This is a genomic window from Rhodocyclus gracilis (genome assembly GCF_009617575.1).
GTDB classification, from domain to species: domain Bacteria; phylum Pseudomonadota; class Gammaproteobacteria; order Burkholderiales; family Rhodocyclaceae; genus Rhodocyclus; species Rhodocyclus gracilis.
In genome coordinates, this window is record NZ_WIXJ01000009.1 from 22,879 (window position 1) to 39,789 (window position 16,911).

Annotated in this window: 16 protein-coding genes; 12 read left to right on the forward strand and 4 right to left on the reverse strand. The window is 64.4% G+C overall.

Annotation, left to right across the window (positions count from 1 at the left end; genetic code table 11):
- Window positions 1–58 precede the first annotated feature (58 nt).
- From anfD to GHK24_RS11305, 8 genes are all read left to right on the forward strand, one after another.
- Entirely contained in the window at window positions 59–1,654 is a 1,596-nt protein-coding gene (anfD, locus tag GHK24_RS11270; protein WP_153472987.1) for a nitrogenase iron-iron protein, alpha chain, read from the forward strand.
- On the forward strand, window positions 1,651–2,079 hold the full coding sequence (gene anfG, locus GHK24_RS11275; protein WP_153472988.1) for a Fe-only nitrogenase subunit delta: 429 nt from the start codon (window positions 1,651–1,653) through the stop codon (window positions 2,077–2,079). Before anfD ends, anfG begins: the two co-directional genes overlap by 4 nt.
- Window positions 2,080–2,089: 10 nt before the next feature.
- Complete coding sequence (gene anfK, locus GHK24_RS11280; RefSeq protein WP_153472989.1) at window positions 2,090–3,478, forward strand: Fe-only nitrogenase subunit beta; 1,389 nt, start codon at window positions 2,090–2,092, stop codon at window positions 3,476–3,478.
- Window positions 3,479–3,564: 86 nt separating this feature from the next.
- Complete coding sequence (gene anfO / locus GHK24_RS11285) at window positions 3,565–4,383, forward strand: Fe-only nitrogenase accessory protein AnfO (RefSeq protein WP_153472990.1); 819 nt, start codon at window positions 3,565–3,567, stop codon at window positions 4,381–4,383.
- 19 nt (window positions 4,384–4,402) lie between these two features.
- On the forward strand, window positions 4,403–4,951 hold the full coding sequence (locus GHK24_RS11290) for a gamma-glutamylcyclotransferase family protein (protein WP_153472991.1): 549 nt from the start codon (window positions 4,403–4,405) through the stop codon (window positions 4,949–4,951).
- A gap of 48 nt (window positions 4,952–4,999) precedes the next feature.
- A complete protein-coding gene (locus GHK24_RS11295; RefSeq protein ID WP_153472992.1) occupies window positions 5,000–5,491 on the forward strand; it encodes a pyridoxamine 5'-phosphate oxidase family protein in 492 nt (163 codons plus the stop codon).
- Window positions 5,492–5,540: 49 nt separating this feature from the next.
- A complete protein-coding gene (locus GHK24_RS11300) occupies window positions 5,541–5,810 on the forward strand; it encodes a NifU family protein (RefSeq protein ID WP_153472993.1) in 270 nt (89 codons plus the stop codon).
- Window positions 5,811–5,934: 124 nt separating this feature from the next.
- Window positions 5,935–6,798 (forward strand): NAD(+)--dinitrogen-reductase ADP-D-ribosyltransferase, encoded by an 864-nt coding sequence (locus GHK24_RS11305; RefSeq protein ID WP_153472994.1) that lies wholly within the window; start codon window positions 5,935–5,937, stop codon window positions 6,796–6,798.
- A 7-nt stretch (window positions 6,799–6,805) separates the two neighbouring features.
- Here GHK24_RS11305 and GHK24_RS11310 read toward each other — a convergent pair whose 3' ends face one another.
- Window positions 6,806–9,079: a CHASE2 domain-containing protein gene (locus tag GHK24_RS11310; RefSeq protein ID WP_153472995.1), complete on the reverse strand. Its 2,274-nt coding sequence runs from the start codon at window positions 9,077–9,079 to the stop codon at window positions 6,806–6,808.
- A gap of 316 nt (window positions 9,080–9,395) precedes the next feature.
- On the opposite strand from GHK24_RS11310, the gene GHK24_RS13920 reads away from it, so the two are divergent.
- From GHK24_RS13920 to GHK24_RS11325, 3 genes are read left to right on the forward strand one after another with little or no spacing between them, the layout of a single operon-like run.
- Window positions 9,396–12,392, forward strand: a complete 2,997-nt coding sequence (locus tag GHK24_RS13920) for an HD domain-containing phosphohydrolase (protein WP_340666177.1) — start codon at window positions 9,396–9,398, stop codon at window positions 12,390–12,392.
- A 40-nt stretch (window positions 12,393–12,432) separates the two neighbouring features.
- Complete coding sequence (locus tag GHK24_RS11320) at window positions 12,433–12,870, forward strand: FecR family protein (RefSeq protein WP_153472996.1); 438 nt, start codon at window positions 12,433–12,435, stop codon at window positions 12,868–12,870.
- A 3-nt stretch (window positions 12,871–12,873) separates the two neighbouring features.
- Window positions 12,874–13,500: an OmpA family protein gene (locus GHK24_RS11325; RefSeq protein ID WP_228384673.1), complete on the forward strand. Its 627-nt coding sequence runs from the start codon at window positions 12,874–12,876 to the stop codon at window positions 13,498–13,500.
- Window positions 13,501–13,531: 31 nt separating this feature from the next.
- On the opposite strand, the gene GHK24_RS11330 is transcribed toward GHK24_RS11325, so the two are convergent.
- From GHK24_RS11330 to GHK24_RS13995, 3 genes are read right to left on the reverse strand one after another with little or no spacing between them, the layout of a single operon-like run.
- Window positions 13,532–13,954, reverse strand: a complete 423-nt coding sequence (locus GHK24_RS11330; RefSeq protein WP_153472997.1) for an ExbD/TolR family protein — start codon at window positions 13,952–13,954, stop codon at window positions 13,532–13,534.
- The gene (locus GHK24_RS11335) at window positions 13,954–14,703 is read right to left on the reverse strand and encodes a MotA/TolQ/ExbB proton channel family protein (RefSeq protein WP_153472998.1); all 750 of its coding nucleotides are present in this window, start codon (window positions 14,701–14,703) and stop codon (window positions 13,954–13,956) included. Before GHK24_RS11335 ends, GHK24_RS11330 begins: the two co-directional genes overlap by 1 nt.
- Before the next feature lie 3 nt (window positions 14,704–14,706).
- Window positions 14,707–15,372 (reverse strand): energy transducer TonB, encoded by a 666-nt coding sequence (locus GHK24_RS13995; protein ID WP_153472999.1) that lies wholly within the window; start codon window positions 15,370–15,372, stop codon window positions 14,707–14,709.
- 558 nt (window positions 15,373–15,930) lie between these two features.
- On the opposite strand from GHK24_RS13995, the gene GHK24_RS11345 reads away from it, so the two are divergent.
- Window positions 15,931–16,893, forward strand: coding sequence for an alpha/beta fold hydrolase (locus GHK24_RS11345; protein WP_153473000.1), 963 nt, complete (start codon window positions 15,931–15,933; stop codon window positions 16,891–16,893).
- Window positions 16,894–16,911 lie beyond the last annotated feature (18 nt).

A 16,911-nucleotide genomic window follows, 5' to 3' on the forward strand; every position in this document is an offset into this window, starting at 1 on the left:
CCGTCTTTCCCGCGCGGAAATGACGGGCCCAACCACCACCGGCAAAGGAGATTGAATCATGCCTCATCATGAATTCGAATGCAGCAAGGTAATCCCCGAGCGCAAAGAGCACGCGGTGATTAAAGGCAAGGGCGAGGATTTGACCTCCTGTCTGCCCAAGGGCTACCTCAACACGATTCCGGGATCGATTTCCGAGCGCGGCTGCGCCTACTGCGGCGCCAAGCACGTCATCGGCACGCCGATGAAGGACGTCATCCACATCAGCCACGGCCCGGTCGGCTGCACCTACGACACCTGGCAGACCAAGCGCTACATCAGCGACAACGACAACTACCAGCTGAAGTACACCTTCGCCACCGACGTGAAGGAAAAGCACATCGTCTTCGGCGCCGAGAAGCTGCTCAAGCAGAACATCCTCGAAGCCTTCAAGGCCTTCCCGAAGATCAAGCGCATGACGATCTACCAGACCTGCGCGACGGCGCTGATCGGCGACGACATCAACGCCATCGCCGACGAGGTGATGGCAGAAATGCCCGACGTCGACATCTTCGTCTGCAACTCGCCCGGTTTTGCCGGCCCCAGCCAGTCGGGCGGCCACCACAAGATCAACATCGCCTGGATCAACCAGAAGGTCGGCACGCTCGAACCGAAGATCACCAGCGACTACGTCATCAACTACGTCGGCGAATACAACATCCAGGGCGACCAGGAGGTGATGACCGACTACTTCAAGCGCATGGGCATCCAGGTGCTGTCGACCTTCACCGGCAACGGCTCCTACGACGATCTGCGCACCATGCACCGCGCCCATCTCAACGTGCTCGAATGCGCGCGTTCGGCCGAGTACATCTGCGACGAACTGCGCGAGCGCTACGGCATCCCGCGTCTCGACATCGACGGTTTCGGCTTCAAGCCGCTCGCCGACTCGCTGCGCAAGATCGGCCTCTTCTTCGGCATCGAAGACCGTGCCGAAGCGATCATCGCCGAGGAAACGGCGCGCTGGCAGCCCGAGCTCGACTGGTACAAGGCGCGCCTGCAAGGCAAGAAGGTCTGCCTGTGGCCGGGCGGCTCCAAGCTCTGGCACTGGGCACACGCGATCCAGGAAGAAATGGGCGTCAAGGTCGTTTCGGTCTACACCAAGTTCGGCCACCAGGGCGACATGGAAAAGGGCATCTCGCGCTGCGGCGAAGGCGCACTGGCAATCGACGACCCGAACGAGCTGGAAGGCCTCGAAGCGCTCGACATGCTCAAGCCCGACGTCATTTTCACCGGCAAGCGGCCGGGCGAAATGGCGAAGAAGGTCGGCGTTCCCTACCTCAACGCGCACGCCTACCACAACGGCCCGTACAAGGGTTTCGAAGGCTGGGTGCGCTTCGCCCGCGACATCTACAACGCCGTCTACTCGCCGATCCACCAGCTGGCGATGGTCGACATCAGCAAGGACGAAATCCCGACCGACCGTGGCTTCGTCACGCGCCGCATGCTCTCCGACAAGGATCTGCCGGTCGAGATCACCGGCTCGACGGTGCTGTCGCCCTACACCGGCAAGTTCGATTCGGTCAGCCACCTGCGCACGAAGACCTATCCGGACTTCCCGCGCGCTGGCGACGCCGAAGAAATCATCGCAGTCGTCGAGCAAGGAGTTCAAGCATGAGCGCTACTGCCAAACAGGCCAAGACTTCCGAGCGGAAGTACCAGCCGATCTACACCAGCAATCCGCTGGCCGAGCACGATCCCCTCACCCAGGAACGGGTCGGCCAGCTGGAGAACTACATCATGAAGCACTGCCTGTGGCAGTTCAATTCGCGGGGCTGGGACCGGCGCAAGCAGAACGCCGGCATCCTCGGCAAGACCGCCCAGCTGCTCTGCGGCGAGCCGGTCGACAACCCGACACCGCTGGAGAAGTGCTACTGGGTCGACGCGGTCTGCCTTGATCGCGCCTACCGGGAGCTCTTTCCGTGGATCACCACCCTGCCCGCGGACGAGATCAAGTCGCTCATGCATACCCTGCACGCACGCATGGACTGGCTGACCATCGACGGCTCCCTCAACCTCGAACTGACCGTCCAGAACTATTAAGGAGATCGCCATGACCTGCGAAATCAAGGAAAAAGCCCGCGCTGGTACCGTCAACCCGATCTTCACCTGCCAGCCGGCGGGCGCCCAGTTCGTCAGCATCGGCGTCAAGGACTGCATCGGCATCGTGCACGGCGGCCAGGGCTGCGTGATGTTCGTGCGCCTGATCTTCTCGCAACACTTCAAGGAGAGCTTCGAACTCGCCTCCTCGTCGGTGCATGAAGACGGCGCGGTGTTCGGTGCCTGTGGCCGCGTCGAGGAAGGCGTCGACGTGCTGCTGTCGCGCTATCCGAACGTCAAGATCATCCCGATCATCACCACCTGCTCGACCGAAATCATCGGCGACGACGTCGATGGCGTGGTGCGCAAGCTCAACGAAGGCCTGCTCAAGGAGAAGTACGCCGACCGCGAAGTGCATCTGATCCCGATTCACACGCCGAGCTTCGTCGGCAGCATGGTTTCGGGCTACGACGTCGCGGTGCACGACTTCGTCAAATACTTCTCCAAGAAGGACAAGCCGAGCCTGAAGATCAACCTGATCACCGGCTGGGTCAATCCGGGCGACGTCACCGAACTGAAGCACCTGCTGGCCGAGATGGACGTCGAAGCCAACGTGCTGTTCGAGATCGAAAGCTTCGATTCGCCGCTGATGCCTGACGGCAGCGAAATCTCGCACGGCGGCACGACGATCGAGGATCTGACCGCCACCGCCGACGCGCAGGGCACCATCGCGCTGAACCGCTACGAAGGAGGCAAGGCGGCCAAGTTCCTCGAAAAGCGCTGGGACGTGCCGGCGATCATCGGCCCGACACCGATCGGCATCCGCAACACCGACACCTTCCTGCAGAATCTGAAGTCGATGACCGGCAAGCAGATTCCGCCATCGCTGGTGCGCGAACGCGGCATCGCCATGGATGCGCTGACCGATCTGACGCACATGTTCCTCGCCGACAAGAAGGTCGCCATCTATGGCAACCCGGATCTGGTGATCGGGCTGGCCGAGTACTGCCTCGATCTGGAAATGAAGCCGGTACTGCTGCTGCTCGGCGATGACAACCCGAACTACAAGACCGACCCGCGCCTGCTAGCCCTGCAGGAAAACGTCGATTTCGAGATGGAAGTCATCACCAATGCCGACTTCTGGGAGCTGGAAGACCGGATCAAGAACAAGGGCCTCGAGCTCGACCTGATCCTCGGCCACTCCAAGGGCCGCTTTGTCGCCATCGACTATGCCATTCCGATGGTCCGCGTCGGCTTCCCGGTCTACGACCGTGCCGGCCACTACCGCTACCCGGTAGTCGGCTACAAGGGCGCGACCTGGCTGGCGGAGCAGATGGCCAACGCCTTGTTCACCGACATGGAATACAAGAAGAACAAGGAGTGGTTGCTCAACGTCTGGTAAGAGCGCCGGGGTAGCGCAGCGGGCCGGACATTCCCCGACGGGATGCCCGGCCAGCCGCCCGCCCCGGTCGCGAGGGAGAACGCACGATGACAATGAAAATTGCGGCCTACGTCGATGACAGCGGCGCCGTGGCACGTCTGCACGACCCCGGACGCCTCTGCCTCTACGAGCGTACAGATCAGCCCGCCACAGACGACGCGGCGCCCCCCCCTGCCGCCCCCGGCGGCTGGCAACTGCGCAAGGAAATCGCCTTGCACGTCGACCTGCACGGACGTCTCGCCGAACTGAAAGCCGCCTTGCACGCGGCGGCGAGCGAACTCGACGACTGTACGAACTTCCTCTCCGGCGACGCCCGTGGTGTCTGCTGTTCGATCCTGCAAGAAGAATTCGGCGTGCAGACCTGGACCTCCGAAGGGCCGTTGCTCGCCCAGCTCGACGCCGTCGCGCGGAAACTGCACGCGGCGGCGGCGAACAAAAAATTCGCACTCGTCACCGTCAACGCCCGCGCCACGCCAGCACCGCTACGCATCGGCGCGCCGCAGGAAGGCCGGTTCTGGATCGACCTTGGCGAAGCGCTCAAGGACGCCTCGCAGGCGACCTCGCGGCAGATCCTCATCCCCTTCCTCGAACGCGGGGGCTTCAACACCCTGGAAATCGTCTGCGATCACGTTCCGAAGTGGATGTCCTGGGAGCTTGAGCGTCTCGACATGCGCGTCACCAGCGAGGACATCGACTCGACCGGGCACGGCCTGCGCGTCACCGTCTATTCGCCGCACGCGCCGACGCGACCACAGCGCCTGCCCGGCGCGGCGCCCGCCCTGCCGCACCGCGAATGTCCACGCGAACGCGCACGCCAAGGCACGCCCGCCCTCATCGACAGCACCATTCACCTGCCGCGCCCGTAAGCCGCGAAGGACACCGACCATGCCTGCCCAGCCCGACAGCCCGCGCCTCCACTTCATCTATGACGAGCATCTCCTGCCTGCCACCCTGCTGGCCTGCTGCCCGCAGGCAAAGCCGCTCGCGGTCGCCCACCTGCCGGGCTATGCGCTCGGCTTTTACGGCCACAGCAAGAAGTGGGATGGCGGCGAAGCAACGCCCGTCCTCCGCAAGGGAGGCACGCTGTGGGGCGTCGTCTACGCGCTGAGCGCCGACGACGAAGCGCGCCTCGACTTCGCGCATCGCGTGCGCATCGACGGCACCGGCGCCTACTTTCATTCGCCGGCCGAGGCGATTGACGCAAACGGCCAGACGTACGAGGCGCTGATGTACATGCGCAATGTGCTCGGACAGGTGCAACTGCCAAGTCGCGGCTATATCGAGCATCTGCTCCGTGGCGCCCGCGCCCACGCGCTGCCGGCCGCCTGCCTCGCCGAACTGGCGCAGACGGAGGCGAAGCAGGAGGACTACCCGGTTCCCAAAGAGAGTCCTTTCAAGTCACTATTCCAGATCGATCAGGGCTGTCACTGCTGAAAGCCGCGACGACTGCCCTCGCCCCACGACACACCACAAGGAACCGTAATGCAGGCAGCCACTCACCCCCACGGCGTCATGCGCCGCAGCGACCGGGAAATCACCGACCGGGCGGAAATCGACGCCATCCTGCGCAGCGAAAAAGTCATGCGCATTGCCTTGGTCGACGGCGACACGCCCTTCCTCGTGCCGGTTTTTTTCAGCTACGACGGCACGGCGCTCTACTTCCACTCGGCGCGGAGCGGGTCGAAGATCGACATCATCAAGCGCAACAACAAGGTGTGCTTTGAAGTCAGCACCGGCCACGGCGTGATCGAAAGCCAGATGGCCTGCGACTTCGAGGCGCGGCACAAGACAGTGATCGGCGTCGGCCACATCGAACGGGTACGCGACGAAGCCGAGAAAAAGCGCGCGCTCGACGCCATCGTGGCCCGCTTTACCGAGCAGCATTTCGAGTATCCGGAGGAGAATTTCCGCGCGACGGCAGTTCTGCGCATCGATATCGATTCCCTGAAAGGCAAAAAGCACGGTTTTGCCTGAACGACCGGTCGGCTCGCGCCCGCCCGCACCCCACTGGAAGGAAGCAGCCATGATGTCGCACGCCGAAATCCGCGCCGAAGCGATCACCGCCGCCGATCAGCCGACCATAGAGAGCATTCTCGCCACGCTGCGCCCCGGCGTCGAAGCCGACGGCGGCACCCTGGAACTGGTCTCGGCCAGCGGCGATACCGTCATCGTCCGCCTCGGCGGTCAATGCCGGGGATGCCTGCAAGCTGGAGAAACGCTCGGCCTCCTGCGACGCCGGCTGATGCACGCACTGGGCAAGGCCGTACGCGTCCTGCCGGCGCTCGATCACTGAACCCTCCCGCACGCTTGCCCGGCATGCGGAGAGCACGGCGGCAAGCCTCGTCGCCCCTTGACGCGCTGACGCCGCCCGCCACGCATTCAACACACTCACGCACTCTCCTCCCCCGAAGCCGCCGATGAGCGCCGACGCGCCCGCCACGACCGAAGCCGAACTGCCCGACGAAGACAACCCGGAGCGCTGGTACAGCACCAACTTCGTCGGTGTACCGACCCGACTGCTCGCCTCGACCGCCTTCAACGCCCATCCCCGCCATCTCTCGATCCACGGCACGCGCGAAGCGCATCGCGGCCTGTTCCGGCTGCTCGACAGCTGTCCGTCGCAGGCAGCCGCGGCCGACGTCTTCGAGCACTACATGGCGATGGTGTTCGGGCTCGATGGCGCGCAAGGTGCGCCGTCGAACGGTCCCTTCCGCTTTGCGACGAGCTACATCGACCTGCTGCGCGCCTGGGGCTTTGACTCGAACAGTGCGCCGGGCGCCGTGCTCAAAGGCTGGATCGAAAGCCGCTTCGGCCTGACGCCGGTCTATCACCGTGGTGTGCTCGGTCGCTTTCCCTCGCCGGTATGGGTCGATTACATCGAAGAAAAGATGGGCAGCCGCTTTCACAACAACTGCATCAACCTGCAACTCGATCTGCTCTACGAATACTGCCAGTGGAGCATTCGCCACTTTCGCGCGCCCGGCCCGATCTTCGTGCGCCTCTGGCGCGGCACCAACCATTGTCAGGAGCAGCTGATCGCCGGCCGGGCGCGCGACGCGCATTGCGCGCCTTGCGTCATGCGCCTCAACAATCTCGTCTCCTTCAGCCGCTCGCCCGAGCGCGCCGAAGAGTTCGGCGACTGGATGATCGAAGCCGACGTCCCCGCCGTCAAACTGCTGTTCTTCCCCGGCCTGCTCAGCCAACACGTGCTCAACAGCGAGTGCGAATACCTCGTCATCGGCGGCTCGTACCGGGTGAAGGCGCGCTACGGCTACCGCTAGGCCGGCCTTATTTTTCCTGCATGACGATCAGGTCGCCGCGTTCCCCCTCCTGCAAGCGCCGGCCATGCAGGCGCAGCAGCGGATCGTCCGGGTAGGCGGCGAGCAGGTCGCGGAAGGCCGCGAGCGCAGCCGATGTGGCCGCCGGGGCATCGTCCGACAAGTGAGCGTAGGCCGCCGCATACGCCGCCAGCGGCGCATAGCGCGCATCCGGCGGCGAACCTAGCGGCTCGAAGACCTGCAAGGCCTGCGTCTTGCCTTTGAGCAGCAAGCGGCCGACGGGGCGCACCGCCGTCTCGGGCGGGCACCCGGACAGCGTCGCGGCGGAGATGCACAGGCGCGTGCCGAGATGACGATTGAGGCTTTCCAGACGCGCGGCGGTGTTCACCGTGTCGCCCAGTGCACGGTAATCGAACATCGTCTTGCCGCCGAAATTGCCGACGATCACCTCGCCGGTGTGCACGCCGATGCGCGTCTGCCCGAAGTCGATACCGCGCGCCTGCACCGTCGCGGCGTAGCGGCTGGCAAAGGCATCCATCTCCAGTGCGCAGGCAAGCGCGCGCGCCGCGTGATCGGCCTGCGGCACCGGCGCCGAGAACATGATCGCCACGGCGTCGCCGACAATGCGGTCGAGCGTTCCCTCGTAGCGAAAGGCGATGCCGATCAGTCCTTCGAGATAGTCGTTGAGTAGCGACACCGCCACGGCCGGATCAATGCCTTCCATCAAGGCAGTAAACCCGGCCAGGTCGGTGAAGACGAAACTGCATGACTGGCGACGCCCGCCCAGCGCCATCGCCTCCGGGTGCTCGAGCAGATGCCTGACCCGATTCGGCGAGACATAGCGCGAAAACGCCTCGCGCATCCAGCGCTGCTCGCGTTCGCTCAGCAGATGATGGAAGAGGCTGCCGACGACAAAGGAGACGATCAACACTAGCGCCGGCGTCAAGGTATCGAGCAGCAGCCCGCCGACTGCAAACGCCCACCAGCCGCCGCCCAGTATCAGCGCCAGCGCCAGCAGCGCCGCCGACGCGGCGATGAGTGCGCGCACACGTACCGCGAGCATGCCGATCCCCAGCCCACCGACAACGATGAGAAGCGCCGCCAGCCCCGTCGCCCAGGAGGGGCGCCGCAGCGTTTCGCCGGAAAGAATCTGCTCCAGCGCCTGCGCGTGCGCCTCGACGCCGGGAATGACGCGCCCCAGGGCGTTGAAGCGCAAATCCATCAAGCCCTGCGCCGACGCGCCGACGAGCACCAGTTGCCCCGCCAGCGCCTCGGCGGGCACCGCGCCGGCCAGCACCTTCCACGCCGGCACATAGCGATCGGCGACGGGCGGCGTGTAATGCAGCCAGAATTCGCCGGCCGGCGTCGTCGGTACCGTCAGCGCGCCAATGCGCAATTCGGCCAGTTCGCCCGCCGCCCCCGGCGCTGCGGTGAGGACGATGTTGCGCGCGCCCTGCCCGACACGCAGCATTTCGCTCACCAGCGTCGACACGGGCGTCGGTGCCGCGTCCGAAGCCGATCTGGGTACGGGTTCCGACGCGGGTTCCGACACCGAACGCAACCCCGCTGCCGACGCAGCGCCAAGACGCAGCACCAGTGGCACCCGCCTGACCACGCCGTCGCTGTCGGGCACGAAGGAGAGCGCGCCATTGCCGCTCGCCGCCGCCTCGATTTGCGGCAAGGAAGTGATCGCCGAAGCAAAGATCGGCACGCGCTGCGCCGGCGCCTCGCCCGCCTCGATATAACGAAAAGGACGTGCCGGCGCACGCGGCGCGCCATTGCCCGCCAGAGCGCGAGCGGGCAAGGCGGAGGCAGCGGCAGAGGCGCCCTCCAGCGTAAAGCCAACGACCACGGGCGCGCCGGCAATGTGCTGCGCGAATACCGCGTCGTGATCGGGCAAACCGGCCAGAGCGCGGCGCATGTCGTCCGACAGGGGCCAGAATTGCGCGGCAGTTTTCGGCGAACTGCGGTCCGGCTCGGCAAAGACGACGTCAAACCCGATGGCGGCCGCCCCTGCGGCGTTCAGCCGATCCACCAGCTCGGCCAGTCGTGTTCGCGGCCATGGCCACTGACCGAGGCGCGCCAGACTCTCTTCGTCGATATCGACGATGCGCACCGGCTGCGGGGAATACACGCGCGGCTGCCAACGCTGGTACTGGTCGAACATGCCGTTGCGCAGCACCTGCACGGGCAAGGGATCGCCCAGCAGCACCAGCAAACCGGCCAGCACGACGAGCGCGGGCAGAAAAATCCCGGCGTGCGCCAGCGCGTTCTTTTTTGTCATTCAGGCAAGGCTCCCGGCGAGCGGCAGAGGGGAACGGTGGCAACAGCGCACGGGCCAAGAAAGACGGCACGGCGAGCTTGCGTCGAGATACATGTAGCCCCGTACGCCGACTCGCCCGCCAATCCGTGCCAATCTGGCGAGGATGGCCCACCTATCCGGCATTTCGCGGCATTTTATGCTTCTTGCTTCACTGCCCACTTGTTGATACCGTCCGCCGCAGCATACAAAACGCATGCGGGTACGGCAATGCCGGTACTCTGACACCCCAACGATTCCCCGCAGATTCCGCGACACGCTCGGCGGAGGGAGCCCCACCGTGGCAAGACGAATCGAATTCCGCTTCCAGTCGATGGTACTGGCGACGATGGCCCTCTTCGTCCTGCTGCTGACGGCAGCGTTTCTGGCGACGGTACTCGGCAAATTCGCGACGATGGCCGAAGACAACGCCAAGGAGCATTTCCGCCAGGTCGCGCAGCACGCCGCCGCCGAAATCTCCGGTCGGATCAGCGGCGTCAGCCGCTTCGTCAACATCGAGGCGAACAGCACTGTCAGCCTCTTCGCCCGCGACGGCAAACTGAATACCCGCGATCTGCTGCCGACCTTCATCGCTTCACTGGCCGGCGACGACCGGCTGTACGGCCATTTCTTCGCGCTTGGCGACGACGATTTCCTGCAAGTCATCGGCGTGCACGGCATTCCCCGCATCGTCAGCGCGCTAAAAGCGCCGGCGACGACGCAGTTTGCCGTCCGCCACATCGAACGCGTGCGCGGCGAGCGCATCGAGCGCTGGCAGTTTCTCGACGCCGGGCGGAAGGTGATCGCCACGCGCAACGCGCCGGCGAGCTATCTGCCCTCGTCGCGCCCCTGGTTTGCCGGCGCCATGATGAATGGCCGCCCGTCGCTCACTGCGCCCTATATTTTCGAGTCGAGCGAGGTCTTCGGCGTCACCGTCTCGGCGCCGCTGCCGGGCGGCATTGGCGTCGTGGCCACCGACATCGATCTTGGCTCGCTTGGCGATTTTCTCGCCGGGCTGTCCTTGAGTCCGAACGCGGCCATTCTCATGCTCGACCCGCGCGGACGCGTGCTCGCCTTCAGCGGGCATGGCGAACGCTTCGCCAGGGCCCGCGTCGCCGCCATGAGCCCTCTTAATGCGGTCGAGGAGCCCTTGCTGCGCGAACTCGCGCCGCTCCTGCCGGGCGAGGGCGCACAGGTCGTGCGCCTTGGCACCGCCGGCGCCGAAGAGGACTACATCGCTACCGTGCAAACGACGACGCCGATCACCGGCAGCACCTTCAGCGTCGTCGCCCTCGCCCCCGTCAGCGACTTCAACACCCCGATCGCGCGCGCCCGGCACGACGTGCTGCTCGTCTCCGCGCTGACCCTGCTGATCCTGGTACCGCTATCGTTGCTCGGCTCGCGGCAGGTCGGCGGCGCGCTGGTGGCGCTGGCGCGCAATTCGGAGCGCCTCAAGCAGCTCGATTTTTCGACGTCGCTGGCGCATCCGGACTCGATCCTCTACGAGGTCAACGCCCTGAGCGACGCGCAGCAGGTGATGCAGCAGTCGATCCGCGAACGCACGACCGAACTCAATCTGGCCCGTGAAAAACTCGCCCGGCTGGTCGCCAACGGCCTGCGGCTGTCGCGCGAACAGGACCGCGACACACTGCTCGGCCACATCCTGCACGGGGGCCGCGACATCGCCAATTGCGTTGCCGGCACGCTGTACCTGATGACCGAGCACGACACGCTGCGCTTTGCCTTGCGCACGCACTCCGACCCCCTGCCCGAACACGAACTGCCCCTGCACGACGCAGCGACCGGCGCGCCAATGAATGGCTACGTGGCGAGCTACGTCGCGCTCAACAACAAGACGGTGGTCATCGACGATGTCTACACCGAGGAGCGTTTCGACCTTTCCGGCACGCGACGCTTTTCGGAGGAGTCGGGCTTTCGCGTCATTTCGATGCTGACCGTGCCGCTGTCGCCGCGTGCCGGCGAAGTGATCGGCGTCATGCAGTTGATGAACGCGCTCGACCCGGAAACCGGCGAAGTCATCCCCTTCTCGACCGAACTGGTGAGCTTCATCGAAGCACTGGCAGCGCAGTCGGCGGTGACGCTGGAAAACCACCACCTGCTCGAGGCGCAGAAAAACCTGATGGACTCGATGATCATGATCATCGCCGGCGCCATCGACGCCAAGAGCCCGTACACCGGCGGCCACTGCGAGCGCGTGCCCGAACTGGCAGTGATGCTCGCCGAAGAGGCCGGCAAGGTGAGCGACGGACCGCTGGCCGACTTCCGCTTCCAGAGCGAGGACGAATGGCGCGAATTCCGCATTGGCGCCTGGCTGCACGACTGCGGCAAGGTCACCACGCCGGAATACGTCGTCGACAAGGCCACCAAGCTCGAGACGATCTACAACCGCATCCACGAACTGCGCGCGCGCTTCGAAATCCTCTTCCGCGATGCCGAGATCGCCCGCTTCGAAGCGATTGCCGCCGGCGTGCCCGCCGCCGACGCCGCCGCGCTCTGCGCGGAGCGCCAGCATCAGTTGCGCGAAGACTTTGCCTTCGTCGCCGAATGCAACATCGGCAGCGAAACGATGGCGCCGGAGAACATCGCGCGCCTGCAACAGATCGCCTCGCAGACCTGGGTGCGGCACTTCGACGACCGTCTCGGCCTCTCGCATGGCGAACTGGTGCGGATCGAGCACTTCCCGGCCACCCCGCTGCCCGCCACCGAACGGCTGATCGCCGACCAGCCCTGGCATTGCATCCCGCGCGACGCCTCGAATTCGCTCACCTCGGGGCACGGTTTCCGCGTCGATGTCCCACCATACCTCTACAACTTCGGCGAGCTCTACAACCTGTGCATCACGCGCGGCACGCTGACCGAGGAAGAACGCTTCAAGATCAACGAGCACATCATCCAGACGATCCGCATGCTCGACCAGCTGCCCTTCCCGAAGCAGCTCAAGCGCGTGCCCGAATACGCCGGCACCCACCACGAGACGTTGGTCGGCAACGGCTACCCACGCCAGCTGACGCACGCCGAGCTGTCGATCCCGGCGCGCATCATGGCGATTGCCGATATCTTCGAAGCCCTCACCGCCTCTGACCGGCCGTACAAAAAAGCCAAGACGCTGTCGGAAGCCGTGAAGATCCTCGCCCGCCTCAAGGACCAGCAACACATCGACCCGGCGCTCTTCGAGCTTTTCCTGCGCACTGGGATCTTCCAGCGTTACGGCGAACGCTTCCTGCAACCCGAACAACTCGACACGGTGGATGTCGAGGCTTATCTCGGCCGCGCCTGACCCGCCCGGCCCCGGCTCACGCTTTCACGACAAAGGACACATGATGCGCAGCGTATTGATGGTGCTCGCCCTCATCGGCGCGAGCCTCTGCTGGGGCGACGAAAACGCCATCGGCTACGTCAAGAATCTCACCGGCGAAGCCTCCGTCACGACCAAGGGGGTCAGGCAAAAAGCCGATGTCGGCACGCCGGTCCTGCTGGGCAGCGTGCTGCGCACCGGCGCGCACAGCAGCATGGGCGTCACCTTCAAGGACGAGACGGTGATGTCCTTCGGCGCCGACACCGAATTCGCCGTCGACGACTACCTCTACGCCCCGGCGCAGGGCAAGCTCAAGCTGGCGAGCAAGCTGACGCGCGGCAGCCTGAACTACGTCTCCGGCGTCATCGCCAAGCTGCAGCCGGAAGCCGTCACGGTGACCACACCCACCGGCACCATCGGCGTGCGCGGCACGCAGTTTCTCGTCAAGGTGGAGGAATAAGCCATGCGCCACGTCATGACGCCTCCTTCGCGCACCTCCGCTCGCCACCGCGCCGGCGAACTCCTGCTGGCGGGCGCCCTCGCCGCCATCCTCGCCGGCTGCGCCCCGAAATCGTACGTCGTCCTCCTCGAAAGCCCGGACGGCACGACCGGCAAAGTCATCGTCAAAGGCGCGCGCGGCGAACAGCTGATCAGCACCGCGCGGTACGGCGCGCCGCTCGACGGATCGGCCGCCGCCGCGCCGGTCAGCCCGGAGAAAATCCACAAGGACTTCGGCGACGCCATCGCCGCGCGCCCGAAGATGCCGACCCGTTACCTTCTCTACTTTGATAACGGCGCCCGCCTGACCGCCGAATCGGCGGCACTGATCCCGAAGATCATCGCCGAAGCCGCTGACCGTCCCGCCGTTGACGTCTCCGTCATCGGCCACACCGACACCAGCGGCCGCGCCGACGGCAACGAAGAACTCTCCCTCCGCCGCGCCACGACCGTCGCCAAACTCCTGAAGGATCGGGGGCTGAAGGTACACGCGCTCAGCATCGAATCACACGGCGAACGCAATCTGCTGATCCCGACCCCCGACAATACCTACGAACCCAGGAATCGCCGGGTAGAGATTTCGATCCGCTAGAAAATGTGGTCAAACACGCCAGGAAACATTTCTAGCGAACCGGGTTTGGATCGGAGACAAACCCTATCCTGACTAACCCAGCCTTTGAAGCATCCGCCATGACCTCAGCGATCAACTGATACTGGGCGGTTCGATCTGCGCGCAAGTGAATTTCCGGCTGGGGCGAGAGTGTGGCGGCATCAAGAATGCGGCGATGCAGTTCTTCCCGATCTACCGCCTCGCCACTCCAGTAATACTGACCATCCGCTCGAATTGCGATTTGCACGTTGTCTGATTTTGTCTGATTCGGGTGACTGCTGGCTTTCGGCAGATCGATCTTCACCGCATGCGTCAGCAAAGGCGCCGTGATGATGAAGACGACGAGCAGCACGAGCATCACGTCGATCAGCGGCACCATGTTGATTTCCGCCAGCGGTGCCTTCGCCCCGTCTTTGTTGAAGCCACCGAACGCCATCAGACTGCTCCCGCCGTCGCCAGGGTCTGCTGACGGAATTCGCCCCCCCGTGCCGGATCGTTCACCTGTGCGCCTGTCGTCAGGAAGGAAAAGAGGTCGTGGGCGAAAGAATCCAGCTTCGCGACCAGCACGCGGTTGCCGCGCGTGAAGGCGTTGTAGGCCAGCACCGCCGGAATCGCCACGGCCAGACCGAAGGCGGTCATGATCAGCGCCTCGCCGACCGGGCCGGCCACCTTGTCGAGCGTGCCCTGGCCGCTGATGCCGATGTTGAGCAGCGCGTGGTAGATGCCCCACACGGTGCCGAACAGGCCGACAAAGGGCGCGGTACTGCCGACCGAGGCGAGAACCGTCAGTCCGGATTCGACCCGCGCGGTTTCTTCTTCGAGTGCCTGCCGGATTGAGCGGGTCAGGAATTCCGAGGCTTCAGCGCCTGCACCCGCCCGCCCGCCGTTGTGTCGTTCGTGGTGGCGAACGGCAACGACCGCTTGCCGTGCCAATCGGGAGAAGGGATTCTCCTTGGCCTGGGCGAGCACTTGAGAGTTGAGCACGCTCACAGTGGACGAATTCCAGAATTCGCGAAGGAAAGCACTCGACGAGCGACGGTCGCGAAGGAGCTGCAGCGTTTTGTTGATGATCAGGTACCAGGTTGCGATGGACATGACGAGCAGGATCAGCAAGGCGGCCTTGCCGACGCTGTCCGATTGGGCGAGGAAGTCGGCAAAGCCGAGCGCGTTTTGTGCCGGTTCCATGGTTCAGTTCTCCAAGTTAAATGTGATCGGGACGATGACCCACGCCGTAACGCGGACGTCCCCCCGCTTCGCCGGAGTAAATCTCCAAGCACCGACTGCCACTTGCGCAGCCTGATCGAGTCGGGGGAAGCCACTGCTGCGGTGCACCTCCACCGCGGTCGCGGCCCCGGATTCGCTCACTTGAACTCGTAGCTGAACAGTACCTTCCTCACGAAAGCGTTTCGAGGCGCTCGGATATGGCGGAGGCGGATTATGCAGATAGGCCGCCGTAAAATTCGGCGATTCAAGCGGTGCCTCGGTCGAAGTGGCAGTCTCGACCACTGCGGGCGAAGCAGAAGTTGGGGCGGGGGCGTTAGCAGCTGTCGTCGGCGAAGCCGTCGCCAGCAAAGGCGCAGTAGTGGGCCGACGTGCTGGTTGAGGCACCGCTTGCGGTAGGGGCTTTGGTGGCTCATCCACTTTTTGCGGGGTGATCAGGCTCACCATCAGCGGCGCTGCTTCGCTGAGCGTCTGTCTAACGCCTTCGAACTGTAATAGCCCCCAGATCAGCCCACCGTGCACCGCGAGGGTGATCAAAAGCCCCGCGTGTCGATGTAGAAAGCCGCCGGATTCGTGCTCCGAAGCTTTCCCAAGCCCATGCGACAACGAAGAGAGTGTTAACTCATCGGACATCGTTGATCTACCTATTCACCTTGCCACAAAGCCACGACGCCCCACGACCAGCGGCGATGTGGCACCAGAACCTCGGCGAAAATTCACCGATGGCGAGGCCAATGTATCGACGATTGCCTTATTTCGAATAACAAACTTTTTCTTCGTTGGTTAGATCGATAACCACAAGCATTACTGAATCAGCGACAAGGCATATCCGGCTAAGCTCACGCACTGCGCGGCATAAGAATCGAACAAAAACGTCATTTCTGCGGACCACCTGGATCGCTGAAAATGGGCCACCTCAAGGCCAACGCGGCAACAAATCACCCTAACTTCGCTTAACACGCATAGGGCGAGTAGCCGTTACGCGGTCTTCAAGCGCGCTTTGAACTCCCACGGCTTAACGTGCAATTACGTCACCGTGATGCCCGCAAACAGCCTGCTTGCCGTCGAAGCCATATCTCGACCGAGACATCGAGCAATCGACATTGCGGCAATCACGTGTCGCCATTTGGGCATGCCACCGTGGGGGGACAGTGCTGCCACCACACCCATTCGGTGTTCTTGGAGAATCCTTTGCTGAAAATTGCGTACTTGTTCGCCTCGCTCATAACCTTGCTCCTTATCGGGGCGGCGGCCACCTTCCTCTGGCTGCGTGCGCCTGATGTGCCGCGCGAACCGATTCTTGCCAAGTACTCGGGCGCCGACGACCACTTTCTCGACCTGCCCGGAGAAATCCGCCTGCATTACCGCGATCAGGGCAAGCCGGATGCACCGGCGTTGATCCTGCTGCACGGCTACGGCGACTCTTACGCCACCTGGGAGGGCTGGGCGGCGCGCCTCGCCGGGCGTTACCGCGTACTCAGTCTCGACCTGCCCGGCCACGGCCTCAGCGACGCACCGGCGGACTTCACGCTCGACGCCGTCCGCTGCGCCGAACTCGTCGCCGCCTTCGCCGATGCGCTGCACCTCGAGCGCTTTGCCGTCGCCGGCAATTCGATGGGCGGCGGCGTCGCCTGGCGTGTCGCGCTGGCGAATCCGCAACGCGTTTCGGCCCTGATACTCGCCGCTGCCGCCGGCTGGCCGCCGCAGGGCGAGCGCGCGAAGCCCTCGCTGGCCTTCCGCATCCTGCAGCATCCGCTCGGGCGGGAGGTGCTGATGCGCATCGATAACCGGCCGCTGATCGCGCAGGGGCTGCGCGCGCAGGTGCACGATGCCGCGCTGATCACCGACGCGGTCATCGACCGCTGGGCCGAATATCAGCTGCTGCCGGGCCATCGTCGTATCCTGATGTCGGCCGTGCTGCCCAGCCTGCAGCAGGCGAGCGCCGAGCGTCTGGTGGCGATCCGCGTGCCGACGCTGATCCTGCACGGCGCCGACGATCCGTTGATTCCGGCGGCGGATTCGCAACGATTCCACGCCGCCATTGCCGCCTCGGAACTGATCATCTATCCCGACGTCGGGCATCTGCCGCAGCGTGAGATTCCCGAACGTTCCGCCGGCGACGTTGCCGATTTCCTCGCTCGCCACGCCATCTGAACGGGTCGCGGTGGCGGG

Excerpts from the sequence above, each read along its gene's own strand:
- GHK24_RS13995 (WP_153472999.1), bottom strand. The coding sequence starts at position 15,372 with ATGTCCGATGAGTTAACACTCTCTTCGTTGTCGCATGGGCTTGGGAAA.
- anfD (WP_153472987.1), top strand. The coding sequence starts at position 59 with ATGCCTCATCATGAATTCGAATGCAGCAAGGTAATCCCCGAGCGCAAA.
- GHK24_RS11300 (WP_153472993.1), top strand. The coding sequence starts at position 5,541 with ATGATGTCGCACGCCGAAATCCGCGCCGAAGCGATCACCGCCGCCGAT.
- GHK24_RS11325 (WP_228384673.1), top strand. The coding sequence starts at position 12,874 with ATGCGCCACGTCATGACGCCTCCTTCGCGCACCTCCGCTCGCCACCGC.
- anfK (WP_153472989.1), top strand. The coding sequence starts at position 2,090 with ATGACCTGCGAAATCAAGGAAAAAGCCCGCGCTGGTACCGTCAACCCG.
- GHK24_RS11330 (WP_153472997.1), bottom strand. The coding sequence starts at position 13,954 with ATGGCGTTCGGTGGCTTCAACAAAGACGGGGCGAAGGCACCGCTGGCG.
- GHK24_RS11295 (WP_153472992.1), top strand. The coding sequence starts at position 5,000 with ATGCAGGCAGCCACTCACCCCCACGGCGTCATGCGCCGCAGCGACCGG.
- anfO (WP_153472990.1), top strand. The coding sequence starts at position 3,565 with ATGACAATGAAAATTGCGGCCTACGTCGATGACAGCGGCGCCGTGGCA.
- anfG (WP_153472988.1), top strand. The coding sequence starts at position 1,651 with ATGAGCGCTACTGCCAAACAGGCCAAGACTTCCGAGCGGAAGTACCAG.
- GHK24_RS11335 (WP_153472998.1), bottom strand. The coding sequence starts at position 14,703 with ATGGAACCGGCACAAAACGCGCTCGGCTTTGCCGACTTCCTCGCCCAA.
- GHK24_RS11305 (WP_153472994.1), top strand. The coding sequence starts at position 5,935 with ATGAGCGCCGACGCGCCCGCCACGACCGAAGCCGAACTGCCCGACGAA.
- GHK24_RS11320 (WP_153472996.1), top strand. The coding sequence starts at position 12,433 with ATGATGCGCAGCGTATTGATGGTGCTCGCCCTCATCGGCGCGAGCCTC.
- GHK24_RS11290 (WP_153472991.1), top strand. The coding sequence starts at position 4,403 with ATGCCTGCCCAGCCCGACAGCCCGCGCCTCCACTTCATCTATGACGAG.
- GHK24_RS11310 (WP_153472995.1), bottom strand. The coding sequence starts at position 9,079 with ATGACAAAAAAGAACGCGCTGGCGCACGCCGGGATTTTTCTGCCCGCG.